Here is a 25,767-nt window from a genome sequence, read left to right as displayed (position 1 = left end):
TCCGCCGGGCGACGTTTCCGCTCCCGGATTTCCGGGACCGTACCGGCCCTCGACACCGCTGCGGAGATCAGTGGTCACGCGGCGCCAGTATCCTGGGTCGGCTGCGCGTCCCCCGCCAACCCCCGCCTCGAAACGGGGAGTTCGGCCTGCGGCGACGTACCTTCCCATACGCATGAGACGAGGACGAGTGCTGCTAGCGGGCCGCTACCGGCTGGATGTTGAGATCGGGCGCGGTGGAATGGGAGAGGTCTGGCGCGCGTACGACGAGACGCTCGCCAGAGCGGTGGCCGTCAAGCTGCTGCTGCCCCAGGACACCGATGTCACGGCGGCCTCCCGGTTCCGTCTGGAGGCCCAGACCGCCGGGCGTCTCAACCACCCCCATCTGGTCGGTGTCCTGGACTTCGGCGAGTACGACAACCGGCTGTACCTGGTGATGGAACTGGTCGAGGGCGACAGCCTCGCCGGGGTGCTGGCCGCATCCGGCGCGCTGCCCGCCGAGCGGGTTGCCGATCTCGCCGCGCAGGCCGCGGCCGGGCTGGCCGCCGCGCACGCGCAGGGCATCGTCCACCGTGACATCAAGCCCGCCAATCTCCTGCTGGACGCCCACGGCACCCTGAAGATCGGCGACTTCGGCATCGCCCGCTTCCTCGACGACCCCGGCGCCGCGCTCACCGCCACCGGCCAGATCGTCGGCACCGGCCTCTACCTCGCGCCCGAACGCGCCCTGGGCCAGCCCGCCGGTCCCGCCTCCGACATGTACTCACTGGGGTGTCTGCTCTACCAACTCCTCAGCGGACGGCCACCGTTCCAGGCCGACACCGCCGTCGCGCTCCTCCACCAGCACCTCGATTCCGCGCCCGTACCGCCCCGCGAGCTCGGTGTCGCCGGACTCCCGCCGGCCTTCGAGAACTATCTGCTCGGCCTGCTCGCCAAGCAGCCCGAGGACCGGCCCACCGCCCAGCGGGCGGCCGAGTGGTTCGCCGGCGGCGCCTGGCGGGGGCTGCCCGAGCCGCTGCCGGAGGCCGCGCCCCCGGTGACGTCCGCCACGCCGAGGCCGTATCCGGCCACCGAGACCCGCAGCCCGGCCACGTACGCGCTGCCCGGCGCCCCTGGGCCGCGCACCGGCCGGACACCCCAGGCCGGGCGTGCGCGCCGCGCCGCGCCCCGGGCCGCCCCCGACAACCGGCGCAGAGCGGCCGCGACGGTCGCCGCGGCGGCACTCTTCGCCGCCGCGATGCTCGCCGGCATGCTGTGGTTCTCACCCGACAACACCGCGACGGAGGGCACGGAGCCCGACGCGTCCCCCTCCGCGAGCAGCCCCGCCGCGACACCGTCCGAGGGATCCGCCTCGGCCCTCTCCTCCGCTCCGGCGGCGGACACGGACCCGGCTGCCACTGCTGCGGCCGCCGGCACAGTGGCCGATATCACCCCGTCCAACACCGCGCCTCCTCCCCCGACCCCCGTCGAATCGACACCCGGCCCCACGGCTCCGGCTCAGGAGACGGCCGACCCGCCGCGAAAGGCGGACAAACCCCAGCAGGAGAAGCCCCGTCAGACGTGGGAGGACGGGGACGACGATGACGACGGGGGCGACGACTGAGCGGCCCTGCGCCGGTGTGCGAGCGGACGCCCCCTCGCGCGCCCCCCTCGGGTGGCTTGTCATCGTCCTTATCTCGGCATTACTGTCACCACGCCTTGGTGAACGGGAAATCCGGTGTGATGCCGGTGCGGCCCTCGCCACTGTGAATCGGGAAGTCCGGCTCCGGCCCCCACGGGCAGCCACTGGGTTCTTCGGAACCCGGGAAGGCGGAGTACGGGCGGTGGTACCCGTCAGCCAGGAGACCGGCCAAGGCGCGTCAACCATCCACGAGGTGCTGGAGAGGGTCTGCTGAGCCATGCACATAGCCGAGGGTTTTCTGCCACCCGCACATGCGGTCGCCTGGGGCGTCGCGTCGGCACCGTTCGTCGTCCACGGAGTCCGGTCGCTCACCCGTGAGGTGCGCGAGCACCCCGAGAGCACCCTGCTCCTCGGTGCCTCCGGTGCCTTCACGTTCGTCCTGTCCGCCCTGAAGCTTCCGTCGGTCACCGGCAGTTGTTCCCACCCCACCGGAACGGGCCTGGGAGCCATCCTGTTCCGGCCGCCCATCATGGCGGTGCTGGGCACCATCACCTTGCTCTTCCAGGCGCTGCTGCTCGCCCACGGCGGTCTGACCACGCTCGGCGCCAATGTCTTCTCCATGGCGATCGTCGGCCCGTGGGCCGGATACGCCGTGTACAAGCTGCTGCGGCGGTACGGCGTGCCGCTGATGGTCGCGGTCTTCTTCGGGGCGTTCTTCGCCGACCTGTCCACGTACTGCGTCACCAGCGTGCAGTTGGCGCTCGCCTTCCCCGACCCGGGCAGCGGGTTCGTGGGCGCGCTCGGCAAGTTCGGCACCATCTTCGCCGTCACCCAGATTCCGCTCGCGGTGAGCGAGGGGCTGCTGACGGTGCTCGTGATGCGGCTGCTGGTGCAGTCCAGCAGGGGCGAACTGACCCGGCTGGGTGTGCTCCTCGCCGAGAAGCAGTCCCGGACCGAGACCGAGGTGGCGGCCCGATGAAGAAGAGCACGAAGATCAACCTCCTGTTGCTGCTGGCCGTGGCCGCGCTCGCCGTACTGCCGCTCGCGCTCGGCCTCGGCGACCACAAGGAGGAGCCGTTCGCGGGCGCCGATGCCCAGGCGGAGACGGCGATCACCGAGATCGACCCGGACTACAAGCCCTGGTTCTCGCCGCTGTACGAGCCGCCGTCGGGTGAGATCGAGTCGGCGCTGTTCGCCTTCCAGGCCGCGCTCGGCGCCGGTGTCCTCGCCTATTACTTCGGTCTGCGCCGGGGCCGGCGGCAGGGTGAGCGGCAGGCGCGGGAGCGGAGCGCCGACGGTTCGGCAGCCGACGCCGCCGAGGAGTCCACGGCCGAGAGGTCCTGAGCCACGTGCTGCCGATCGACGCGGCGGCGCACAGCAGTCGCTGGCGCCGCCGCCATCCCGTGGACAAGGCCGTGCTCGGACTCGGACTCACCGTGCTGGCCATCTCGCTGCCGCCCTGGCCGGGCGCGGCCCTGGTGCTCGTGACGGCCGTGTCCCTGCTGCTGGGGCCGGCCGGTGTGCCCGGCCGGCGGCTGTGGCGGGCCTACCGGGTGCCGCTGGGCTTCTGCGTGACCGGCGCTCTCACGCTGCTCGTCCAGGTCGGCGGGCCGGAGGGCTTCGTCTCCCTCGCGGACGACGGGCTCCTGCGGGCCGGGGAGCTGTTGCTGCGTACCTCGGCGGCCTCCCTGGGGGTGCTGCTGTTCGCCTTCACCACACCCGTGTCCGATCTGTTGCCGCGCCTGGTCCGGGCCGGCATCCCGGCACCGGTCGTCGATGTCGCGCTCGTGACGTACCGCATGAGCTTCCTGCTGCTGGACTCCGTGCGCCGGATCCGCGACGCGCAGGCCGCCCGGCTCGGTCACACCACACGGGCCGCTGCCTGGCGCTCGCTGGGCGGGCTCGGCGCCACCGCGTTCGTCCGGGCTTTCGACCGGGCGGGCCGCCTCCAGGCCGGCCTCGCGGGGCGCGGCTACGACGGGACCCTGCGGGTCCTGGTGCCCGAGGCCCGTGTCTCCGTCCGCTTCACGGTCGCCAGTTGCGCGCTCCTCACGGCGCTGGCCGTCCTCACCCTCGTACTGGAAAGGCCGCTGACATGAGCGAGCCCGCCCTCGTCGCCCTGCGGGGCGCGTCCTTCGCCTACGAGGACGGCCCGGCCGTGCTCAGCGCCCTCGACTTCGACATCCGTGAGGGGCGCGCGCTCGCGCTGCTCGGCCGCAACGGCAGCGGCAAGACCACGCTGATGCGACTGCTCAGCGGCGGACTGCGGCCGCACGAGGGACGGTTGACGGTCGCCGGGCAGCCGGTGACGTACGACCGCAAGGGCCTGACCCGGCTGCGCACGACCGTCCAGCTCGTGGTGCAGGACCCGGACGACCAGCTGTTCGCGGCATCGGTCGAACAGGACGTGTCGTTCGGGCCGCTGAACCTCGGGCTGGCCGATGAGGAGGTACGGGCGCGGGTGGCGGAGGCGCTCGCCGCCCTGGACATCACCGCCCTGGCCGACCGGCCCACCCATCTGCTCTCCTACGGGCAGCGCAAACGGACCGCCATCGCGGGCGCGGTCGCCATGCGGCCCCGTGTCCTCGTCCTCGACGAGCCGACGGCCGGACTCGACCCCGACGGCCAGGAACGGCTCCTCAGCACGCTCGACGGGCTGCGTGCGAACGGCACCACTGTGGTGATGGCCACCCACGACGTCGATCTCGCCCTGCGCTGGGCCGACGACGCGGCGCTCCTCACCCCGGACGGTGTGCACCTCGCTCCCGCGCCCACGGCACTGGCCAGGACCGATCTCCTTCGGCAGGCTGGACTGCGGTTGCCGTGGGGTGCCGCCGCCGCTGAACTGCTGCGTGCCCAGGGGCTGTTGCCCGAGTCGGCGTCCGGCCCGCGCACCCCGGACGAACTGGCCGCCCTCGCGTCGGGGCAGGCGGTGAGCGGCGGGTGAGGGCCGCTTCCGCGGCCTCCCCGTGTACTGGCTGACGGAGCGGCTGGTTCGCCCCTCAGCCAGGCGGGACGCGACGGCCCGGCAGGTCGCCCTCGCCCTGCGGGACGAGGCGGGAGACCTGGAGGCGGCCGGGACATCGGTCATCCAGGTCGACGAGCCCGCCCTCCGCGAGACGCTGCCACTGCGTTCCGCCGACCGGCCGGAGAAGCGCCTGAAGACCCGCGGCTGGACCGAGACCCGCGCGTCCTTGGAGAACCTGGTCTCGGCGGCCCGGACCGTCCGCGCCGAACTGGACGGGGAGCGGCCCGGACTCATCTGACGGGCGGGGCCGGGGGCGGGCTGAGGCCATGTCCCGCCCCCGGTCGGGTCAGGTCGCGGTCGCGGCCGCCGCCGCACGTCCCGCCACGCGGCCCGAGAACAGGCAGCCGCCCAGGAAGGTGCCTTCGAGAGAGCGGTAGCCGTGGACACCGCCGCCGCCGAAGCCGGCTACCTCACCGGCCGCGTACAGACCACTGATCGGCTTGCCGGAGGCGTTCAGGACGCGGCCGGAGAGGTCGGTCTGGAGGCCGCCGAGGGTCTTGCGGGTGAGGATGTTGAGGCGTACGGCGATCAGCGGTCCCGCGCCGGTGTCCAGGATCCGGTGTGCGGAGGCGGTGCGGCTGAGGGTGTCGCCGGGGTAGGCGAGGGCGTTGCGGATGCCCATGACCTGGGCGTCCTTGGTGTACGGGTTGGCGATCTCGCGGTCGCGGGCCTCGATCTGCCGTTGCAGACCGGCCAGGTCGATCAGGTCGTCCCCCGTCAGTTTGTTCATGCCGGCGACGAGTTCGGGCAGGGTCTCGGCGACGACGAAGTCCTCGCCCTTCTCCTTGAACCGTTCGATCGGCTCGGGGGTCTGCCAGATGCGCGACAGCAGCTTCCAGACGTTCTTCTCGGTGAGGTCCGGGTTCTGCTCCGAGCCGGAGAGCGCGAACTCCTTGGCGATGATCTTCTGGGTCGTGACGAACCAGGAGTAGTCGTATCCGGTGTCGGTGATCGACTTGAGGGTGTGGAGCGTGTCGTAGCCCGGGATGTCGGGGCTGGAGAAACGCTTGCCCGTGGCGTCGAACCACATGGAGGACGGGCCCGGCAGGATGCGGATGCCGTGGTCGGGCCAGATCGGGTCGTAGTTCTTCAGGCCCTCGGTGTAGTGCCACATGCGGTCGGGGTTGACGATCCGTCCGCCGGCCTTCTCGGTGATCGCGAGCATCCGGCCGTCCACGTGCGCGGGCACACCCGTGATCATGGACTTCGGGGGCGTACCGAGGCGCGCGGGCCAGTTCTGCCGGACGAGGTCGTGGTCGGCGCCGATGCCGCCCGAGGTGACGATCACGACGGGGGCGCTCAGTTCGAAGTCGCCGACCACCTTGCGGGAGCTGGGCTTGCCGCGTGCCGCGCTGCTGGGCTCCAGGACCTTTCCGCGTACGCCGGTGACGGCGCCGTTCGTGACGATCAGGTCGTCCACGCGGTGGCGGAACCTGAAGGTCACCTTGCCGTCGTCGACGGCCGCGCGCACCTTCTTCTCGAAGGGTTCGACCACGGCGGGACCGGTGCCCCAGGTGACGTGGAAGCGGGGTACGGAGTTGCCGTGCCCGTCCGCGAGGCCGCCGCCGCGTTCGGCCCAGCCGACGATCGGGAACCACTGCATGCCGAGCCCCGCGAGCCAGGACCGCTTCTCCCCGGAGGCGAAGTCCACGTACGCCTCGGCCCACTTGTAGGCCCAGTGGTCCTGGCCCGACGGGTCGGTGATGCCACGGTCGAAACCGGCCGTGCCCAGCCAGTCCTGCCAGGCCAGTTCCCGCGAGTCCTTGATGCCCATGAGCCGCTGCTCGTCGGAGTCGACGAAGAACAGTCCGCCGAACGACCAGAAGGCCTGCCCGCCCAGACCGGACTCCGGCTCCTGGTCGAGCAGCAGCACCTTGCGTCCGGCGGCGGCCAGTTCGGCGGTGGCGACGAGCCCGGCGAGACCGTGACCGACGACGATGGCGTCCGCGTCGGACGATCCGGCGCCGGCCGCGAAGGCCGGGACGGCCGACTGCGCGAGCGCGGCACCGGCGAGCACACCGCCCGCCACGGTCAGGGCACGGCGGCGGGTGAACGCGGCGGGTTCTGACGGGTGTTCCATGGGCCGCCTTCCGGAGGAGGTGCGCAGGGGTCGGGAGAGGCCCCTGGGGCAACCAGGGGTGTTACCGACGGTAGCCCAGGAGTTCTGAGGGCCGCCAGAGTGCTGGGCCCATGAACTCATGGGTGCTGTCCGGGAGTTGGTGAGGTGGGTGAAATGCGCTTGTCCGTCCTCGCGGCACGGCATTACGTTGCCGAGGTGGATCTCTTCTCACGCTCCTGGACCGCGTTGCGCACGGCGGTCGCCGACCTGGCCGACGAGGACTTCGCCCGGCCGTCCGGCTGTACCGGCTGGCTGGTGCGGGACCTGGTGTGCCATCTGGTCATCGACGCCCAGGACGTCCTGATCACCCTCGCCACCCCTTCCGACAGGGAGCCGACCCGTGACGCGGTGACCTACTGGGAGGTCGCCGACACACCGCCGACCGGTGACGACCCGCTCGACGCGCTGACCGTCAGGCTCGCCGCCGCGTACGAGGAGCCGCACCTGCTCAAGTTCCACCTGGACGACGTCGGCTCCGCCGCCGGCCGGGCCGCGCAGCTCGCCGACCCGGCCGGCAAGGTCAGCACACGCGACGAGGTCTTCACCGTGAGCGACTATCTCTCCACCTACGTCATGGAGTGGACGCTGCATCACCTCGACCTGATCGCCCACCTCCCGGACGCGGAGCAGCCGCCGGCGGAGGGGCTCACCCGGTCCCGCGCGATGCTGGAGCAGATCGCGGAGGCCGCGTTCCCCGCGTCGTTCCACGACTCCGACGCGCTGCTGATCGGCACCGGCAGGCGGGCGCCGACCGAGGCGGAGCAGGCCGCGCTCGGCGGGCCCGCCTCGAAGTTCCCGCTCTATCTGGGCTGACCGGTCAGCGGAAGAGCGGGGCGTCGGCCGGGCACACGGTGCCGGCCGCGGGGACCTCGCCCTCGATGAGATACCGGGTGGCCAGCCGGTCGACGCAGGTGTTGAGCCCCATGGCGGTGTGTCCGTACATGTCGGCGGTGAGCAGGCGGGCGTCGGCGAGCCGGGCGGTCATGCGCTCGGCGAAGGAGTACGGGGTGACGGGGTCGTGCCGGTTGCCGATGACCAGGGCGGTGCGTGCGGCCGGGCGGTCCCAGGGTCCGGTGTACACGCCTGGGTTGTGGCTTGCCCGTACGGGCCAGGTGGCGCAGGGCAGGGCGTCGTAGGCCTGGGAGCGTCCGAAGGTCGGACTGGTCCTCTCCCAGTGCCTCGCGAGCAGCGGCCAGGCCGCGGCGGGCAGCCGGTACGGCTTCTCACCACAGTTGACGGCGTTCGCGGAGTCGTTGCCGCGGTAGGCGGTCCGCTGCTCGGATGCCTGGCCTCGCGAAGGAGTCTCTGAAGCCTGGGAGAGGGCCTTCAGCGATCGGGCCAGCCCTGACAGGTCCCCGGCCGACAGCCTGCCGAGCACCAGGTCACCGAGGCCGGCGAAGTCGACGACCTTGCCGTCCGGCAGGGTGACCGGCCCCTTCCGCAGCCGGTCGCGGATCTTCTCGAAGGCGGCTGCCGGTGATCCCTCGCCGACGTCACACCGGTCGCCTTCGCGCGCGCAGTCCCGCAGGAAGGCCGTCAGTACCTCTTCCGCGGCGACGGCCCGCTGCCGGTCGTACTCGATGCCGTCCGTCATCCGCAGCGGGGGATCGATGTTGCCGTCGAGGATCAGCGCGCCGGTGTGCCGCGGGAAGAGGTTGGCGTACGTGGCGCCGATCATGGAACCGTACGAGTACCCCGCGAAGTTCAGGCGCTCGGCGCCGACGCCTTGGCGGATGAGATCCAGGTCGCGGGCGACGTCGGCGGTGCTGAGGTGCGCCAGCCGGGGGCCGGCCCGGCGCGCGCAGGCGTCGGTGTAGGCACGCTCGGCGCGGAGGGTCGCCGTCGTCTCGCCGGGGGTCAGCGGTGCCTCGCGCTTGCCCGCGAGGGCGGCGTCCGCGTCCTCCTGACTGGCGAAGCACCGTACGGCCGTGCTCTGGCCGACTCCGCGCGGGTCGAAGCCGACCACGTCGTAGCGCGCGAGGACCTCGGGGGTGAGGAACTTCTCCGCCCGGTAGGCGAAGTGCAGCCCCGACTGGCCGGGGCCGCCCGGGTTGACGAAGAGGGTACCGAGCCGCTCGGCGGGGTCCTCGGCCCGGTGCCGGAGCATGACCACGCCCATGGTGTCCCCGTTCGGTCGCGCGTGGTCACGCGGAACCTGCTGGATCGCGCAGTCGGCGATGTCCGGGTCCAGCGGGGGTGCGGGCTTCAGCACCTGGTCGCAGGGAAGCCAGCGCACCGACGGCTGCGGTGGCCGCTCGGCGTGCGCCGTCGTGGGGCCGGGCCAGGCCAGCAGGGCCAGGGTGGCGGCGCAGACGGCGGTGCGGCGGGCGGCAGGGGCGGGTCGGCGGGGCATGCTGCTCCTCAGTTGCCTCGGGTGGTGGCGGGCTCGGGTGTGCGGTCCGGTGCCCGCCCGGCCGGGGCGAGGCAGGCACGCAGGGGCGCGGTGACCGCTCCCCGGTAGCGGTCTCGCAGGTGCGAGGGCGCCCCTGCCAGCCGCTCACGCATGAGCAGCGCGCGGCTGACGGGGGCGATGGCCGCCGCCCGTGCGAGGCCCTCGCGGAGCTCCGCCGGCGGTCGATGCCCCGCCCATGCCGCGAGGTAGGTGTCGCGGACCTGCCCGTGGGCCTCGGCGGAGCCCAGGGCGTCGTCCAGGTCCCGTAGCAGGATGTCCAGTTGGAGGAAGGGGTGGGTCAGCACACTGTCGGCCCAGTCGAAGAGCAGTACGTCGTCGCCGTCGACGCGGAAGTTGCCTCGCCACAGGTCGTGGTGGACGACGGTGTCCGGGAGGCCGAGGAGTGCCAGTCGCGCGCAGTCGCGGGCGAAGCCGGGGACGAGACGCCGCAGCTGTGCGGACTCCTCACGCGTGAGTTCGTCGGACGCCTGGGTGATGAGGGCGTCGAACAGGTCCGGTAACCGGCCGAGTGGGTGGGCGGGGCAGCCGGTGGCGGTGATCTCGGCCGCTCGCTCCGCCGACTCCCGTTGGATCAGGGCGGCTTGCCCTGCCACCCGCTCGAAGTGGGAGACGATGCGGGCCGCTCCCTCGGGGCGGTGTACCGGGCCGAAGTCCGCAGTCAGCATCAGCCGCCTCGGGACGTCGACGGCCAGCACGGTGGGGACCGCCCCCGGAAACCACTCGGCGAGCAGCCGGGTCAGCGCGGGTTCGTGTCCGTGCGGCGGCGGGCTCGCCTTGAGGTGGATCACGCCGGACGTCGTCGGCAGCCGGAGCTGACTGGACCAGGCCCGGAATCCGTCCTGTTCGGCGGGGCCCACGGTCTCGATGCCCAGTGCGCGCAGCTCCCCCACGGCCCAGGCGGTGGCCATGGCGAACCACCCGGGGCGTTGCCAGGGCAGCCATTCGGCGCCCTCGCGGCGGTGCCGTGCGGCGGACCAGAGGGCGAGCAGCCGGTGGTGACCGTCCGGGGCACGGTGGGGGTCCAGCTCGGCCGCGGGCACCCAGCGGGTACCGGGAGGAGGGGGCTCGGTGGCGTCGTGCGTCTCGTGCACGAAGAGGTACGAAGGCGGTGCCGAGGATTCCGGGGGGATGCGCAGCACGTCCATGGTGCTGACCTCCGCGCCGAAGCGCTCGCGAATCCAGGAGTTCGCTTCGCCCGGCCCGTGATGCCGGTGTCCGGGAAAGCTCCAGAAGTCTCCGGCCTCATGCGTCAGCAGACACAGAATTCCGTCGCGTTCCATGGGAATGGCACTGAAATTCACAGTTCACGATGAGAAGCCGCGACGCGTCGCCCCGTCAAGGATTCCGTCCCGGCCGGGACAGTCCGGGACAGTCCGGGACGGGTGGAAATCCTTGTCCGGTCGCACACGACGCTCCTAGCGTCGTTCATCGACAACGAATCACGACTCGAAAGGAAGAGAAATGACTGGTGTTTCCGTGGCCGAGCGCATCGCCGCCGGCGGCCTCCAGCAGCACATGTTCTCCGAGCCGACCGCGGTCGCCGAGGAGTGCAAGTACCCCGGACAGAGCTGCTGGTTCGACTCCGACTGCTGCAACCCGCGCTTCTGTGAGTGGTGGACCTGCCGCGCCTGAGCGGCGGGTTCCCGTCCTTGAGGGAAAGGAAAGTCATGACCGGTGTTTCTGTGGCCGAGCGCATCGCCGCCGGCGGCCTCCAGCAGCACATGTTCTCGGAGCCGACCCAGATAGCCGAGGCGTGCGCCCCGAACGGTGGCTCGTGCCTCTGGGATTCCGACTGCTGCTCCGGGCTCCTCTGTGAATGGTGGGAGTGCGAGACGCCCTGACGTTCACCGGTGCCGTCGGCGGCCGCCCGGCTGCCGACGGCACCACCGGTCCGGATTCCGGAACGCGCCCTGGCAGGGCGTTCCCTGGCTGAACATGACGGAAAAGGTGTGCGGGAAATGGTGATGGATGTATCCGCGCTGCTGCCATCGGCGCGCGCGGGAAAGGATTTTCTGGAGTCCTCCCGGCGCGACGGCGGCACCTTCGACTTCGCCGCTTGGCCCCGGGTGCCCGCCCGGCGCTTCGGGCCGCTGGGCCGGGCGCGGACGGCCGTGTCCGGTCTGCGCGCCGTCCAGCGGCTGACGGTCGGCTTCCTGGATCCGGTGGAGGACGCGCTCTATCTGACGGCCGGCCTGCGCCACATGGGTTTCCCCGCCTCCTTCCACCTCGGCCGGGAAGTGGCCCCGGCCGCACCGCCCGCGGGCCTCTACTCCTGGGTGCGCTGCGGCGGCGCCGTCCTCAGCACGTCGCTCCCCGTGAACGAGGAGTACGTCGAGATCTACACGAACGCGCCGGAGGGTGAGAGCAGTGCGTGACGTCGTCGCATACACGGGCGGCCGGCTGAGCCGCAGTAGGCCGGCCCTGGCCGCGGAACCCCTGGGCGCGCGGCTTCTCGCCACCGACGCGGCGTTCGAACTGCGCCGCGACCTGCCCGGCCGGGCTCCGCTGTACTACCGGGTCGGCCACGGCCGGCTGGAGTGGAGCGGCGACCTGGCCGACTTCCAGGAGGGCCGGCCACTCCCCCAGCCCGATCCGGGTGCGCTGCTCGCCATGGCCCTCGGGTCGGCACCCGCGCCCGACAGCACTCCCCTGCCGGGCGTCCACCGGCTGGCCACCGGAGTGACCGTACGACTGGACCGCGACGGCGTGCGGGTCGGCCGGCACCGCCCGGAGACCGCCGCGACGCGACGCAGCCCCGTGCGGGCCCTGGCCGAGGCCCTCGACGCCTGGGCCGGCCCATACGCGATCTCCTTCAGCGGCGGTCTGTCCTCGGCGTTCGTCGCGGCCGGCGCACTGCGGGCGGGGCATCGGCCGCTGCTGGTGCACGCGGACTTCGGCGGCCGGTTCGGCGGCACGGCGCTGCCCCGCGTCCCGGGACTGCGGTACGAGCGCGTGCCGTTGGACCTGCTCGGGCTGCTGGACCATCACCGGATCACCGGGGAGGAGCCGTTGCCCCCGCTGCCGGACACCGAGGTGCCCCGGCTGCTGGCCGAGCGACTCGCCGCCCATACCGGGCTTCCGGTGGTGAGCGGCGGACTGCTGGACCCGCTGATGTCGGCCCGGCTGCCCGACGCGCGCCTCGGGCCGCGCGGTTGGCGGCTGCTGGCCTGCGAGCCCTTCCATGTCTCCGGAACCCTCCGCAGCCTCGATCAGGCCCGAGCCCTGTTCGACAAAGGGGTCGTGCACGATCCGGACCGGGTGGAGACGGACCTGCCGGACAGTCAGCCGGTGGGCGCTCCCCCGCCGCCGTCGCCGACCGGCGCGGACCGGGTGCCCGGACTCACCGACCAGGGCCGGGAGGCCTTCGACGCGGCCCGGCGCGGTTCACTGGCGGTGTGGCGTGAGCACCTGGAACTCCTGCCGCCCGTACTCGGCCGCGCGGAGGCGGCGCTGACCGAGCACGGGGACGGCTGCGCGCACCTGCCGGCCCTGGACCCCGGGGTGCTCGCCGCGGTCGGTGCGCTGCCGGCGCACCGGCTCGGCCGGATCCGGGGCGGCACCTTCCAGTCGCACGTCCCGATGCGCACGGCGGTGGCGGCGCACCGTGTCACCGGCTTGCGCGGGAGCGCCCCGCGGTACTGGCTGCGGCTCGCCGCGGCCGAGCATCTGCACCGCGAGCGGGCCAAGATCGTCGCAGAGCTGGAGCGCGGCAGCGCGCTGGCGGACCTGGGGCTGATCGATCCGGCCGCTCTCGTCGGCATCCTGCGGGACGGCCGTGATCTCAGCGCCCAGGCCATGGTCCTGCTCAGGATGGTCTGGCTCGACCGATGGCTGCGAGGTTGACCATGCCCACGTCCCACGCCCTGCCGCGCCTCGCCCCGCAGGTCCGGTTCACCCCGTTGCCGTTCGGTGGCGCCGTCCTGGTCCACGCCTCGACGCTGAGCATCGCCGAATGCGGGGAGCAGGAGGCCCGCGTCGTCGAACGCCTGCTCAGCCACGGCCTCCCGGGCCCCGGCACCGGTCCGGCGGGTGAGGCGGTACGGCGCATGAGCCGGGAACTCGTGACGGCCGGCTGGCTCGAGGTCCCTTTCGCACCGCACGACTCAGCCGTACCCGGCGCGGGTCAGCCGTCCGCCGCTCCGGCGGAGGCTGCCACGCCGGACACCGATCGGAGGTAGGTCCCTTGCGAGTCACCCTTGGCAGGACGTTTCGTCAACTGCTGCCCGACCTGGCGGTGGCGGCGCTCGCCGGCCCCCTCGCGGTGTCCGGCATCGCCAAGACGGTCACCCCCGTCGAGGAGCTCGACTGGCCCGTCGACTCGGGTCCCCTCGCGGCTCCCGACGGCGCCAGGCTCGTCGGTGCGGCCGAACTCGCGGCCGTCGCCGTGACCCTCGTCGCGCCCGGCCGGATCGCCGCGCTCGCCCCGACGTGCGCCTTCGCGGCCCTGACGGTGGCCGCTCACCGTATGCGGGGGCGAAGTGCGCGTGCTTCGGTGCGGCGCGCCTGGCTGCGATCGGGCGGACGCACGTCGGGGCGAACGCGGCGGCGTCCCTCGTCGCGGCCACCGCGCTGGCAGCGGGCCCCGAACGCCGGCTCCTCGTCCGGGCGGGCACCGCCGTGCTGTCGTCGGCCGTCACCTACGGCGTCGTACGCGCCCTTGACCGCCGGGCGGAGCGGAACGCCGAAGCGGCGGCGCAGTCCTGCCAGGAGCGGGTGAGCTCCGTCCGGCTCTTTGTCTCCGACGACTGTCCCGCCTGCCGGTCCCTCAAGCACCTGCTGCGTTTCATGGAACCGGCGCGGCGCGACGCGGTCACCACGACCGTGGTCGACGGGGAGGACGAACTCCCGCAGGAGCTGGCCGGGTTGGGCGTGCCGTGCGCCCTGGGGCTGGATGCCCGGGGCGAGCCGGTGTGCGCGCCCGTGGCCGGGATCGGCGGGGTGAAGGCGCTGATCGACAGTGTCACGCTCAGCGCACCGGCGGTCAGCCGTGCCGGCTGAGGCCGGGACGGGTGCGAGCGGGACGGGTGCGGGCGGGACGGCTGAGGCCAGGCCAGGTGCGGCCAGGACAGCTGAAGCCGGGACAGGTGCGGGCGGTGGTGATGCCCGTAGCGACACCTGGCAGCGGGTCGACTTCTGCCCCGGCCTGTCCGCCCGGGCGGTGATCACCACACCGACGCACCCGAGTCTCCGGGAAGCGCACCCGGACCTGGCCGTCTGGGGCGAGTTGCGGGTCGATCCGGGGATCGCGGGGCTGGACACCGGCCGGGCCCGGCCGCTCCGGGTCGAGATCGGTGGCCAGGACGGCGAACGGCTCTGGCGCGTGCCCCTCGAGGACATCGTGCCGGGCGCACTGGCCTGGCACCCGCGCCTGCCTCTGGTCGCCGGGCTGGCCCTGCGCGACGGTCACGCCCATCCCTGGGTCGCCGACTACCGTGCGCGCACCGTCGTGGCGCACGAGCGGATCCGGGCGGCCACGTCGCTCACCGGTCTCGGAGGCAGCGGACAGCCGCCGCTCGCGTGGTGCGGTTCCGGGCTCGTCGTGCTCGCGCCCGCCCCGGCGGACAGCGGTGCGGAGCCGAGTCCGGCGGCCGTGACCTGCGAGGCGAACGGCCCTGGCTGGCTCGCCTTCCCCCAGGGTGTACCGGAGTTGTCGGCGCTGGCCGCCGTCCGGGTGGCCCTGCTGACCGAGGGTGACGGAGCGCTCCGGCCGCTCACCGGCCCCCTGCTGGTCCGGGGCCTCGACCCCGCACCGGGAGGCGGCCTGCTCCTGGTCACGCATCTCGACGAGACGACCTCTCACTCCCAGCGACTCCGCTGGGCCACCACGATGACCGGCACCTCGGGGCAGCGCGCCCGCCCGGTTCCGCCCGGATCCCGCTGGACCACCGGCGCCCCCGACATGCTGGCGTGGCCCGACGACGGCGACGACAGCGAGGGCAGCCGGCGGATCGTCATGTGCCGCGCGGCCGACGGCCGTTCCGTGGACCCCGTGAGCGTCCCCGGAACGGATGAGTGGTGGCCGCTGTGGTACGGCGGAGCCCCCTGGGTGCTGGGCGCGCACGACTCCCCGTACCTCGCCTCGCCCGAGCGTACGGTTCCGCTGCCGGCGCCCACCGGACTGCGGCTCGGCCGTCCCCGTCCCCGTCCCGGCGAGACGGGGTTCCTGCTGGACTGCCGTGACGGCGACGGCAGGCCGGGGATCGCGTCCCTGGACCCCGAGGGTCCCGAGCTCACGGTCACCTGGAGTGCCCCGCCCGGGGCCGCACCGTCGCGCTCCGACGCGGCCGCCCGCAACGGTCCTGCCGTGCGACCGCCCGTCACCGAACTGCTCCAGGGCCAGGGCCGCCCTCCTGTGGCCCTGACCCTGGCCGACGACGGAGAAGCCCCGGGCCCCCTCCTCCTCTGGCTCCGCGCGCAGGAACCCGGCGTCGGCGGCGAGACGGCGCCCGGCCCGGGCGGCGGCCCCGTCGCCCACCTGGACCTGGTGCCCCGATGGCCGGCCGATGCCACCGCCGATTTCCTGCACGCCCAGATCACCGGAGCCGTGCGGGACGCCCTGGACGCGCTCGCACGGCACCGGCCAGGCATCCTCGAGCGGGGTGTGGTCGTCGGCGGGCACAGTTTCGGAGCGAGCCTCGCGCTCTACGCGCTCGCCCATGTCCACGGGCTGGACGGCGCCATCGTGCACAGCGGCTGCTACAACCGCACCCTCACCCCCGGCGCTTTCCAGTACGAACGACGCTCCTACTGGCAGGCCCCCGAGATCTACCACGCCTTCAGCGCCCTGCTGTTCGCACATCGGCTTGCGGGGCCCGTGCTCATCGCGCACGGCACCCGGGACGCCAACCCCTCGACGCCCCCCGAGCAGGCCGTCGGTCTCTACCGGGGCGTCGTGGCCACCGGCGGTCACGCCCGCCTGGTGCTGCTGCCCGGCGAGGGCCACAACTTCCAGTACGCCGAGACCCACCGGACCCTCGCGAAGGAGCACCGGCGGTGGCTGGATCTGTGCGCGCGCAAGGCGGCGGGGGTGGCGGCCGATGCCCGCTGAAGCAGGCCCGGCGAAGGTCGGCGCCCGGGAGCAGGCCGCATGCCTGGCGTTCGCGGTACGGCTGGTCTGGCGGGCCGACCGGCGCCGCCTCATCGAGGTGGTCGCCGCCCAACTCGCCTCGGCGCTGGGCATCATGGCACTCATCCTGCTGGTCAGGAACGTCTCCGGATCGGTGATCGCGGCCGGCACCGGCCCGGGTGCGGGCGGCGGACGGCAGGCGATCGTCTCCGTCGTCCTCATCGTCGCGATCAGTTCGCTGGGCGGGGTGCTTCGCCTGTTCAGTTCCTCCCGTAACCGGGTCCTGGCGGCCAAGGCCGACCGTCACGTCATCAGCACCGTGCTCGCGTCGGCGACCAGGGCGGAACTGGCGCGTTTCGAGGAGCCCGTGTTCCACGACGCGTTGCAGCGGGCCGTGTTCGCCTCCCGGTCGCAGCCGACGATGGTGGTCACGATGCTGGTCGCGGCCTCGCAGGCGGTGCTCACCGTCGTCGCGGTCGGCGCCGCCTTCGCGCTGCTGGCCTGGTGGCTGCTGCCCTTCGCGCTGCTCAGCGCGCTGCCGGTGGTCCGGGCCGCCCGCGCCGAACGCAACGCCGGGTACGGACTGCACCGCAGCCTCGCCGAGGACCGCCGGATGCGCCAGTACGTGGAGCAACTGCTCACCGGCCGGGAGGGCGCCAAGGAGGTGCGCGCGCTGGACCTCGGGCCGGTCCTGCGCGACCGGTGGGACGCGGAGTACCGGCGCGAGATCGACGAGACCGTGTCCTGGCAGCGCGGCAGTCTGCGCACCCGGGTCCTGGCCCGGCTCGGCGCGGACGCGCTGATCCTCGTGGTCATCGGCGCCGTGTGGTGGCTGATCGGCTCCGACGTGGTCAGCCTGCCCACCGCGGTCGCCGCCGTCACCGGCCTGTTCCTGATGACCAGCCGGGTGCAGGCGCTCGGCGCCACGCTCAACGGAATCGGCGAAGCGCTCTACTACCTCATGGATCTTCGGACGTTCGCGGCCGAAACCGATGGCGATGCGGCGGCCCCGGTGGTTCCCCGGCGGGCTTCCCCGCCCGTGCCCGGCGGGCCGGCCGGCGACGGATTCACCGGGCTGACCGCCGAATCGGTCGACTTCACCTACCCCGGCGCACCACGCCCGGCCCTGCGCGGGGTCGGTCTCACCGTGCGCAGGGGCGAGTTCATCGCCCTGGTCGGCGAGAACGGATCGGGCAAGACGACCCTGGCCAAGATCCTCGCGGGTCTGTACCCGCCGGACCGCGGGCGCCTGGTGCTCGACGGCACACCGGTGCCCGATCCGGCCCGGCTGCGGGAGACCTGCGCCCCGGTGTTCCAGGACTTCCTGCGCTACAAGTTCACGGCCGCCGACTCCATCGCCTTCGGCCGCACCGACGCGCCGCCCGACGCCGCCGCGGTCGTCGCGGCGGCCGAGCGGGCGGGCGCCCACAGGTTCCTGGAGCGGCTGCCACGCGGCTACGACACCGTCCTGGGCAAGGAGTTCAGCGACGGCTGCGACCTGTCGCTCGGCCAGTGGCAACGCCTGGCGCTGGCCCGCGCCTTCTACCGGGACTCGCCGTTCCTCATCCTCGACGAGCCGACCGCCTCCCTCGACCCGCAGGCCGAGGCGGACCTGGGCGACCGCCTGCGGGCCCTGTGCGCGGACCGCACGGTCCTGCTGATCTCACACCGCTTCTCGGCCGTACGCGGCGCCGACCGGATCTACGTCATGGCCGACGGAAGCGTGGTAGAGGAGGGCAGTCACGAGGAACTCATGGCCGAGAACGGGACCTACGCACGGCTCTTCAGGCTCCAGGCCCTGCCCTACCACGACGATCACCGGCCGCTGAGCCACCGGTGAACGGCACGGCACTACGCCCTGGCTTCCTCGTCGGCCCGTTCGCGCGCGTACAGCCGTACGAGATCGGGCATCCGGTACGTCGCCGGTACGGCGGTGTCTTCTCCGGGCACGGCGGTGAGCAGGCTGGCGTCGACGAGTGCTTCGAGCCGGGTCTCGGCCAGGCCGACGGGACAGTCCAGCAGCGCGGCGGCGGCCCCGGCCGGGAAGTGCGGTGCCTCCAGCAGCCCCAGTAACCGGAGAGTGCGCCGGGCCTCCCCCGGGAGGGCGGCGTACTCCTGCTCCAGGCGTTCGCGTACGGCGAGGTCGCCGATGGCCAGTTCGTCGAGGCGGCACCGTTCGTCCCGGAGCAGGTCCGCCAGCCGGTCCAGCGGCCACTGCCGCCGGCTGGCCAGCCGGGCGCCCGCCACCCGCAGGGCCAGTGGGCACCGTCCGCACAGCCGGACGATGCCGGCCGCCGCCTCGGGTTCCGCGGCGACGCGGTCCGCTCCCACGATCCGCGCGAGCAACTCCACACCCTGGTCCGGTGAGAGCGGGCCCAGCTCCACGGACCGCGACGGCCCCATCGAGGTCAGCCGGTGCCTGCTGGTGACCAGCACGGCTGGGCCGCCCACGCCGGGCAGCAGGGGCCGTATCTGACGCTCCGAGGCGGCGTTGTCCAGCACGACCAGGATGTCGCGGTGGGCCGACAGGGTGCGGTAGAGGGTCGCGAGCTCCTCCACCGAGTCCGGTACGGCGGCCGGGCCGGGCAGGCCGAGGGCGCGCAGGAAGCGGACGAGGACCTCCCGGGGCCCGGCCGGCGCGCTGCTCGCTCCCCGTAGGTCGACGAACAACGCTCCGTCGGTGAACCGTTCGGTGAGCGCGTGCGCGGCATGCACCGCGAGGGAGGTCTTGCCTGCCCCGGCCCTGCCGGAGACCGCCACCACGGGCACGACACCGTGTGCTGTTCCGTTCCCTCCGGTCAGCCCCTGCTCGATCGCCGTCAGGTGCGCCTCACGTCCGGTGAAGTCGGCGAGGTCGCAGGGCAGCTGCGCCGGGACCACAGGCACGGCCGGCACCTCGGCGCCCTGGGTCTCGGAGGCCGCGGCGATGCGCTTCCGGGCGCCGAGCCAGGGCTCGGGTGTCAGGCCGCAGGCCGCCACGTACGCGTGGACGAACCCGGCGCGGGGCAGCGCGCCGCGGCCGAGGACGGCGGCGGTGGTGCTCCGCGCGAGATGCAGTCCGTGCCGCTGGGCGCGGATCTCCAGTTCCCTGTAGGTCAGTTCGGACCAGGCCCGCAGCCGCCGGAGGAGTCGTACGAACTCCTCGGGCGTGCGGGCGGTCTCCGGGCTCGGTACGGCATTGGCGTGCGACACGTGTTTCTCCCCGTTGGTCACTGCCGGTACGACTCCAGGTCTAGCCGCTCGGCGTTGTTCGGCATCGGAGACCGTGCGACGAACAAACGGACGCCGAACAATCACGGTGGCGCGCGGAGCACTGGTGCCGGGCAGTCGGCTCCTGAAGAATGTGACGTCACCGCACTGGTGGTGACCTGGGGGAAGCCGGGGGGCTACGGGGAGGTGCGGCCATGCCGCGTGGAGAACGCCCGCTGGAGGCGGGAGACGGTCCGTTACTGGAGTTCGCGGCGGGCCTGCGCCGGCTGCGGCAGAAGGCCGGCAACCCGCCGTACCGGACACTGGCGGAACAGGCACACTACTCGATCTCGACCCTGTCCTCCGCGGCGTCCGGTCAGCGGCTGCCGACGCTGGCGGTGACGCTGGCGTATGTGCGCGCCTGTGACGGGGACGCGCGGGAGTGGGAGCGCCACTGGCGGGAGGTGGCGGAGCGGCTCGGCGAGAAGGAGGCCGGGCCGGAGCAGTCCGGCGTGGCTCCGCCGTACGCGGGGCTGCGGCCGTTCCGGGAGCAGGACGCGGCGTGGTTCTTCGGCCGGGAACAGCTGGTGGACGATCTGGCCGGGCGGCTGGAGCGGCAGCGTTTCCTGGTGGTGACCGGGGCGTCGGGCTCGGGCAAGTCCTCGCTGCTGCGGGCGGGGCTGGTGCCGCGGCTGCGGTCCGCCGCGACGTCGGTGGTGGTGCTGACGCCGGGGCCGCGTCCCCTGGAGGAGTGCGCCGTACGGCTCGGCGGGCCGGCGGGGGTGGCGCCCGGCGGGCTGTACGGGGAGTTGCGGGAGGACCCGGAGAACCTCGGCCGTGTGGTGCGGCAGATCTCCGCCCGTTCCGCGACGGGCGACGGCGATGTGGTGCTGGTCGTCGACCAGTTCGAGGAGACCTTCACGCTGTGCCGGGACGCCGCCGAGCGGGACCGCTTCGTCGAGTCGCTGATCGCCGCCGCCTCGGCCGAGACGGCACGGTGCCGGGTGGTGCTGGGTGTGCGGGCCGACTTCTACGCGCACTGCACCCGCAACGCGCTGCTGGTGGCGGCGATGCGGGACGCGCAGGTGCCGGTCGGGCCGATGAGCCTGGACGAACTGCGCCGGGCGGTGGTGCAGCCGGCCCGGCGGTCCGGGCTGACGATCGAGGGCGCGCTCCTCGCGACCCTGACGGCCCAGGCGCACGGTCAGACCGGGGTGCTGCCGCTGCTGTCGCACGCCCTGCTGCAGACCTGGCGGCGACGGCGGGGCAACGCGCTGACGCTGGAGGCGTTCGAGGCGGCGGGCGGCCTGGAGGGCGCGCTGGCCCGCACCGCGGAGGAGTTCTATCAGCAACTGGACGCCGGGCAGCGGGAGCTGGCCCGGAGCGTGTTCGTCCGGCTGACGGCGCTGGGCGAGGGCACCGAGGACACCCGGCGGCCGGCCCGCCGGGCGGAGCTGGACGGTCTGGCCGGGGCCGACGCCGGCCGCGTCGGTGACGTGCTGGACCGTGCGGCCACGGCACGGCTGCTGACCCTCGACCACGACCAGGCGGAACTGGCCCATGAGGCGCTGATCCGGTGCTGGCCCCGGCTGCACGGCTGGCTGGGCGAGGACCGCGAGGTCACCCGCACGCTGCGCCGGCTGACCGACGCGGCCCAGACCTGGGAGTCCCTGGGCCGGGATCCCGGCGCCCTGTACCGCGGTGCCCGCCTCGACATGGCCACGGCGCTCGACCTCGCGTCGCTGTCCGGGCAGGAGCATCGGTTCCTGGACGCGAGCCTGGCCGCCCGTGCGGCCGAGGAGGCGGCCGCGCGGCATCGCACCTTGCTCCGTCGTGGGGCGGTGACGCTGCTGAGCGTGCTGCTCGTGGTCGCGAGCGTCACCGCGTTCCTCGCCGTGCGGGCACAGCGCATCGCGGACACGCAGCGCGACGCGGTGAGTTCGCAGCGGGCCGCCGAGAAGACCGCGGCCCTGCGGACACTCAACCCGGCACTGGCCGCGCAGATCGGTCTGGCCGCCTACCGTCTGTCCCCCACCCCGGAGGCGCGCGGCAGTGTCCTCAGCACCTTCGCCACTCCGTACGCGACGACGCTGACCGGGCAGGCGGGCATGGTCGACGCGCTGGCGTTCAGTGCCGACGGCAGGGTCCTGGTCACCGGCGGCACCGACCGGGCCCTGCGGTTGTGGCGGGCCTCGGATCCGCATCACCCGCGTCCGCTCGGTGTGCCGCTGCGGTCCGGGAGCCCGGTTCGTGCGGTCGCCGTCAGCGCCGACGCCCGTCGGCTGGCCGCGGGAGGTGCGGACGGCAGGGTGCTGGTGTGGGACCTCGCCGACGCGCGCCGACCCCGGCTCCTGGCGCGGCTGCCGGGCGGGAAGGGTCAGGTCGTCTCCCTGGCGTTCGGGCCCGCCGGTCTGGCGGTGGCCACCCATGGCGGCATTCGGCTGTGGCGGGTGCCGCAGTCCGGGAAGCCGCGCACCCTCGCCGAGCGGCGCGTGCCCTCCGGCGTGACCGGGGCCGCGTTCACGGCGGACGGCCGAACACTGGCCACGGCCCATGCCGACCACAGGCTGCGGCTGTGGGAGACGGCCGGACCGGACGGCGGGATGCGCGTACGGGCGTCCGTCAAGGAGCCCGGCGGCGAGGTGCACGCCCTGGCGTTCGCCCCGGACGGCCGCCGGCTGGCGACCGGGAGCACCGACTTCGCGGTGCGGCTGTGGGACGTGCGCGAGCCGCGCGACGCCCGCGTGGTGCGGGTGTTCAAGGGCCACACCGACGCGGTCAACGCGGTGGGCTTCAGTCCCGACGGCCGGACCCTGGCCAGCGGCAGCACCGACGCGACGGTACGCCGGTGGGAGGTGACCGGTTCCGGTCCCGCTCGGGATCTGGCGGTCCTCACCGGCCACACCGGCAAGATCGGGTCGCTGGCCTTCGGCCCCGACGGCCGCACCCTGGCCACCGGCAGCGAGGACCGGACCGCCCGTCTGTGGGACCTGCCGGGCCCGGCCCTGACCGGCCACACCAGCTCCGTCTACTCCGTCGCCTTCAGCCCTGACGGGCGGCTCCTGGCCTCCGGCAGCTACGACCGCACCGTGCGCCTGTGGTCTGTGCGGGACGCAGACCGCCACGCCCGGCCGGCCCGGCTCACCGGTCATACGGGCCCCGTCAACTCGGTGGCGTTCAGCCCCGACGGCCACACCCTGGCCAGCGGCAGCGCCGACGGCACGCTGCGCCTGTGGGACCCCGAAGCCGTAGGGCGCCCCCACCGGCTGAGCGCCGTCCCCGCCCGGGTCGGCCACGTCAACTCGGTGGCGTTCAGCCCGGACGGCCGCACCCTTGCCACCGGTGGAGAGGCGGGCTCCGTCCGCCTGTGGGACACCTCCGACGTACGAAGTCCCCGCCCCCTGGCCGTGCTTCCGGGCCCGGGCGGGGTGGACTCGGTGGCGTTCGCCCCCGACGGCCGCACCCTGGCCGTGGCGAGCCGTGACCACACCGCCGTGCTGTGGAACGTGACGAACCTGCGCCGTCCCGCCCAGCGCGCGGTGCTCAGGGGGCACACGAACGCGGTGAAGAGCGTCGCGTTCAGCCCCGACGGCAGCACGCTGGCCACCGGCAGCGAGGACCGCACCATCCAGTTGTGGAACGTCTCCGATCCGGACCGGCCCGAGCGGCGGGCCCGGTTCACGGGCTACACGGACGGCGTCATGTCCGTCGCCTTCGCCCCGGACGGCCGGATGCTCGCCGCGGCGAGCTCAGACCACTCCGCGCGGCTGTACGACGTGACCGGCCGGGGCGCTCCGGAACTGGCCGTGCTGGCCGGCCACACCAACGCCGTGGACACGCTCGCCTTCAGTCCGGACGGCCGGCTCCTCGCCACCGGCGGCGAGGACTGGACGGCCCTGCTGTGGGATCCGGACGTCCGGCGCGTCACCGCCCGCATCTGCGCCACGGCCTCGCCCGCCCTGACCCGCGCGGAGTGGCGGCAGTACTTTCCGCAGCACACGTACCGGCCGCCCTGCTGAAGCGAGGTCAGTTCGCGTACCCCTCCGCCCGGTCCACGCTCACGAACGCGCCCCGGGACTGAACGTTGTGCGACGTGCGGGTGGGGGCCGGGATCGAGGGGGTGGCGGAAGGTGCCCGCGGCGGCGGCCTTCGGCTGGGCGTCGCCGCCGGCCGCCGGCGGGACGGCGGTGAGCCCGAGCAGCAGGGCCGGGAGGACGGCGAGCAGTGAACTCCGGGACCGTAAGCGCACAAGCGGCGCTCCCTACGAGCAGTACGCCGGTCAGGCCGGTGAATCGGGCACAGTCGGTACGATCTCGTCAGTCGGAAGGACGGGACAGCGTGGCGGCCAGACCCAGGATCAAGGACGTGGCGGAGTACGCCGGCGTCTCCCCCAAGACCGTCTCCAATGTGATCAACAATTTCGAGCATGTCTCGGAGCGGACCCGCGCCGCCGTCCAGGAGGCCATCGAAGCCCTGGGCTACCGCGTCAACATCGCCGGGCGGCAACTGCGCCAGGGCCGCACGGGCATGATCACCCTGGCGGTCCCGGAGCTGGACGTCGCCTACTTCGCCGAGCTGGCCAAGCACGTCATGGCCGAGGCCGACCGGCGCGGGCACACCGTCCTGCTGCACCAGACCGGGGCGGTGCGCGAGCGGGAGCTGGCGGCGCTGCACGGTTTCGACGCGCAGTTCTCCGACGGCGTCATTCTCAGTCCGCTCTCGCTGCAGCCTCACGATCTGGCCGTCCGCGACCGGCGCCTGCCGGTGGTCCTGCTCGGCGAGCGCTCCGCCGAGGGCGGCACCGGCCATGTCGGCATCGACAACGTGCGCGCGGCGCGCGAGGCCACCGAGCACCTCCTGTCCCGGGGCCGCCGGCGCATCGCGGTGGTCGGCGGCGCCCTGCACGGCCGCCAGGGAACCGACCGGCTGCGCACCGACGGCTACCGCGAGGCACTCGTGGCGGCGGGCCTGCCCTTCGAGACCGGCCTGGTGGTGCGGGTGGACGCCTATCACTGGCAGGACGGTGCGCGGGCCGCCGCCGCGCTGATGGAGCGCGACCCCCGCCCGGACGCGCTGCTGTGCCTGAACGACCATCTCGCCCTGGGCGCGCTGCGGGCCCTGCACGAGCTGGGACGTCGGGTGCCGGGCGATCTCGACGTGGTCGGTTTCGACGACATCGAGGCCTCCCGTTACAGCGTCCCCACCCTCACGACCGTCGCCCCCGACAAGCAGGAGATCGCCCGGGCCGCCGTCGCCCAGCTACTGGCCCGGATCGACGCCCCGGACACCGCGCCGCAGGGCGACCATGTGGCCGGGCACCGGCTCATCGTGCGGGAGAGCTCGGGGGGCTGAGGTGTACGGGAGGGCGGCCCTCCCCGCCCGGCCTGGGCGCGCACAGCAGGCCCTTCACCCATTCGGGTGAGCGATGCCGAGCCGGGCACGGGACACGACGCCGTCCCCGCCCGGCCAGGACGATCATGCCGCTGACCAGCCCGCCGTCGAAGCGTGCCGGTCAGGGTGGCAGCATGGCGGCATGGACGTCCGCCGCAGGAACAACGTGAATGTCATCGGCCGCGACGACGCGCCGGTGCTGGTGCTGGCACACGGTTTCGGCTGCGACCAGAACATGTGGCGCCTGGTGGTGCCGGCTCTGGCGGAGCGGTTCCGGGTGGTGCTCTTCGACTACGTGGGTTCCGGCAGGTCGGATCTGTCGGCCTGGAACGAGGAGCGGTACTCCTCGCTGCACGGCTACGCGTCCGATGCCGTCGACGTCTGCGAGGAACTGGACCTTCGGCAGGCGGTGTTCGTGGGGCACTCGGTCAGCGCCATGGTCGGGGTGCTGGCCGCGCAGGCCGCGCCCGAGCGGATCGGGGCGCTCGTGATGGTGACACCCTCGCCCCGCTACATCGACGACGAGGGATACCGCGGCGGCTTCAGCACTGAGGACATCGACGAGCTGCTGGACTCCCTGGAGGCGAACTACCTGGGCTGGTCGTCCGCGATGGCCCCGGTGATCATGGGCAATCCGGAGCGTCCGGAGCTGGGTCAGGAGCTGACCAACAGCTTCTGCGCCACCGACCCCGACATCGCGCGTGTCTTCGCGCGGACGACCTTCCTGACCGACAGCCGCGAGGACCTCAAGGGCGTGACCCTACCGACCCTCGTACTGGAGTGCGAGCAGGACGCCATCGCACCCCGTGAGGTCGGCGCCTATGTGCACACGGCGATCCCCTCCTCCCGTCTGGTCACCCTCGATGCCACCGGGCACTGCCCGCAGCTCAGCGCGCCGGAGGCCACCGCCGGGGCGATCCTCGACTTCCTGGAGTCCGTGTAG

The 25,767-nt window shown here is 73.4% G+C and carries 21 protein-coding genes, 1 pseudogene and 1 riboswitch; of the genes and pseudogenes, 18 read left to right on the top strand and 4 right to left on the bottom strand.

The genetic code is table 11. From position 1 onward, the window contains the following. Positions 1-172 precede the first annotated feature (172 nt). From ACQEV8_RS40100 to ACQEV8_RS40075, 6 genes and pseudogenes are all read left to right on the top strand, one after another. On the top strand, positions 173-1,600 hold the full coding sequence (locus ACQEV8_RS40100) for a serine/threonine-protein kinase (RefSeq protein WP_432971118.1): 1,428 nt from the start codon (positions 173-175) through the stop codon (positions 1,598-1,600). Positions 1,601-1,679: 79 nt separating this feature from the next. After that, positions 1,680-1,865: riboswitch (cobalamin riboswitch) on the top strand. A 30-nt stretch (positions 1,866-1,895) separates the two neighbouring features. Then, entirely contained in the window at positions 1,896-2,597 is a 702-nt protein-coding gene (locus ACQEV8_RS40095) for an energy-coupling factor ABC transporter permease (protein WP_432971115.1), read from the top strand. Beyond that, positions 2,594-2,962, top strand: coding sequence for an energy-coupling factor ABC transporter substrate-binding protein (locus tag ACQEV8_RS40090; protein ID WP_432971112.1), 369 nt, complete (start codon positions 2,594-2,596; stop codon positions 2,960-2,962). The genes ACQEV8_RS40095 and ACQEV8_RS40090 overlap by 4 nt, the downstream gene beginning before the upstream one ends. Positions 2,963-2,967: 5 nt before the next feature. Further along, positions 2,968-3,717 carry a cobalt ECF transporter T component CbiQ gene (gene cbiQ, locus ACQEV8_RS40085; protein WP_432971109.1) on the top strand — a complete coding sequence of 250 codons (750 nt, stop codon included), beginning with the start codon at positions 2,968-2,970 and terminating at the stop codon, positions 3,715-3,717. Continuing rightward, positions 3,714-4,565: an energy-coupling factor ABC transporter ATP-binding protein gene (locus ACQEV8_RS40080; protein ID WP_432971106.1), complete on the top strand. Its 852-nt coding sequence runs from the start codon at positions 3,714-3,716 to the stop codon at positions 4,563-4,565. Before cbiQ ends, ACQEV8_RS40080 begins: the two co-directional genes overlap by 4 nt. 22 nt (positions 4,566-4,587) lie before the next feature. After that, positions 4,588-4,767 (top strand): annotated as a pseudogene (locus ACQEV8_RS40075) (hypothetical protein); the annotation flags it as partial. Positions 4,768-4,932: 165 nt separating this feature from the next. Here the strand turns inward: ACQEV8_RS40075 and ACQEV8_RS40070 are convergent. Continuing rightward, entirely contained in the window at positions 4,933-6,726 is a 1,794-nt protein-coding gene (locus ACQEV8_RS40070; RefSeq protein WP_432971103.1) for an FAD-binding dehydrogenase, read from the bottom strand. Positions 6,727-6,921: 195 nt separating this feature from the next. Between ACQEV8_RS40070 and ACQEV8_RS40065 the strand changes: the two genes are divergently transcribed. Continuing rightward, entirely contained in the window at positions 6,922-7,578 is a 657-nt protein-coding gene (locus ACQEV8_RS40065) for a maleylpyruvate isomerase N-terminal domain-containing protein (protein WP_432971100.1), read from the top strand. Between the two features lie 4 nt (positions 7,579-7,582). Here ACQEV8_RS40065 and ACQEV8_RS40060 read toward each other — a convergent pair whose 3' ends face one another. Together ACQEV8_RS40060 and ACQEV8_RS40055 are read right to left on the bottom strand one after the other, a co-directional pair. Next, positions 7,583-9,118, bottom strand: coding sequence for an alpha/beta hydrolase (locus tag ACQEV8_RS40060; RefSeq protein ID WP_432971097.1), 1,536 nt, complete (start codon positions 9,116-9,118; stop codon positions 7,583-7,585). A gap of 8 nt (positions 9,119-9,126) precedes the next feature. After that, positions 9,127-10,458, bottom strand: a complete 1,332-nt coding sequence (locus ACQEV8_RS40055) for a phosphotransferase (RefSeq protein ID WP_432971094.1) — start codon at positions 10,456-10,458, stop codon at positions 9,127-9,129. A 181-nt stretch (positions 10,459-10,639) separates the two neighbouring features. Here ACQEV8_RS40055 and ACQEV8_RS40050 point away from each other — a divergent pair, with 181 nt between their 5' ends. The 8 genes from ACQEV8_RS40050 (at position 10,640) to ACQEV8_RS40015 (ending at position 18,084) form a co-directional block, all read left to right on the top strand. Then, on the top strand, positions 10,640-10,810 hold the full coding sequence (locus tag ACQEV8_RS40050; RefSeq protein ID WP_432971091.1) for a hypothetical protein: 171 nt from the start codon (positions 10,640-10,642) through the stop codon (positions 10,808-10,810). Positions 10,811-10,845: 35 nt separating this feature from the next. Continuing rightward, positions 10,846-11,019, top strand: a complete 174-nt coding sequence (locus tag ACQEV8_RS40045) for a hypothetical protein (RefSeq protein ID WP_432971088.1) — start codon at positions 10,846-10,848, stop codon at positions 11,017-11,019. Between the two features lie 117 nt (positions 11,020-11,136). Beyond that, positions 11,137-11,553 (top strand): hypothetical protein, encoded by a 417-nt coding sequence (locus tag ACQEV8_RS40040; RefSeq protein WP_432971085.1) that lies wholly within the window; start codon positions 11,137-11,139, stop codon positions 11,551-11,553. After that, entirely contained in the window at positions 11,546-13,021 is a 1,476-nt protein-coding gene (locus tag ACQEV8_RS40035; protein WP_432971082.1) for a hypothetical protein, read from the top strand. The genes ACQEV8_RS40040 and ACQEV8_RS40035 overlap by 8 nt, the downstream gene beginning before the upstream one ends. 2 nt (positions 13,022-13,023) lie before the next feature. Next, positions 13,024-13,356, top strand: a complete 333-nt coding sequence (gene adfB / locus ACQEV8_RS40030; RefSeq protein WP_432971079.1) for an actinodefensin-associated protein B — start codon at positions 13,024-13,026, stop codon at positions 13,354-13,356. A gap of 250 nt (positions 13,357-13,606) precedes the next feature. Beyond that, positions 13,607-14,176, top strand: coding sequence for a hypothetical protein (locus tag ACQEV8_RS40025; RefSeq protein ID WP_432971076.1), 570 nt, complete (start codon positions 13,607-13,609; stop codon positions 14,174-14,176). A 160-nt stretch (positions 14,177-14,336) separates the two neighbouring features. Beyond that, positions 14,337-16,226, top strand: a complete 1,890-nt coding sequence (locus tag ACQEV8_RS40020) for a prolyl oligopeptidase family serine peptidase (RefSeq protein WP_432971073.1) — start codon at positions 14,337-14,339, stop codon at positions 16,224-16,226. Then, positions 16,216-18,084: an ABC transporter ATP-binding protein gene (locus ACQEV8_RS40015; RefSeq protein ID WP_432971070.1), complete on the top strand. Its 1,869-nt coding sequence runs from the start codon at positions 16,216-16,218 to the stop codon at positions 18,082-18,084. Before ACQEV8_RS40020 ends, ACQEV8_RS40015 begins: the two co-directional genes overlap by 11 nt. Positions 18,085-18,095: 11 nt before the next feature. Here the strand turns inward: ACQEV8_RS40015 and ACQEV8_RS40010 are convergent, their stop codons facing one another. Next, positions 18,096-19,436: an NB-ARC domain-containing protein gene (locus ACQEV8_RS40010; RefSeq protein ID WP_432971067.1), complete on the bottom strand. Its 1,341-nt coding sequence runs from the start codon at positions 19,434-19,436 to the stop codon at positions 18,096-18,098. A gap of 212 nt (positions 19,437-19,648) precedes the next feature. On the opposite strand from ACQEV8_RS40010, the gene ACQEV8_RS40005 reads away from it, so the two are divergent. The 3 genes from ACQEV8_RS40005 (at position 19,649) to ACQEV8_RS39995 (ending at position 25,767) form a co-directional block, all read left to right on the top strand. Beyond that, on the top strand, positions 19,649-23,452 hold the full coding sequence (locus tag ACQEV8_RS40005; RefSeq protein ID WP_432971064.1) for an XRE family transcriptional regulator: 3,804 nt from the start codon (positions 19,649-19,651) through the stop codon (positions 23,450-23,452). A gap of 319 nt (positions 23,453-23,771) precedes the next feature. Next, a complete protein-coding gene (locus ACQEV8_RS40000; RefSeq protein ID WP_432971061.1) occupies positions 23,772-24,785 on the top strand; it encodes a LacI family DNA-binding transcriptional regulator in 1,014 nt (337 codons plus the stop codon). Positions 24,786-24,966: 181 nt separating this feature from the next. Next, a complete protein-coding gene (locus ACQEV8_RS39995; protein ID WP_432971058.1) occupies positions 24,967-25,767 on the top strand; it encodes an alpha/beta fold hydrolase in 801 nt (266 codons plus the stop codon).

This window comes from Streptomyces sp. CA-179760 (genome assembly GCF_050937045.1).
Classification (GTDB): domain Bacteria; phylum Actinomycetota; class Actinomycetes; order Streptomycetales; family Streptomycetaceae; genus Streptomyces.
The sequence above is the reverse complement of the archived record's forward strand: the minus strand, read 5'-3'. Positions and strand labels throughout refer to the sequence as shown.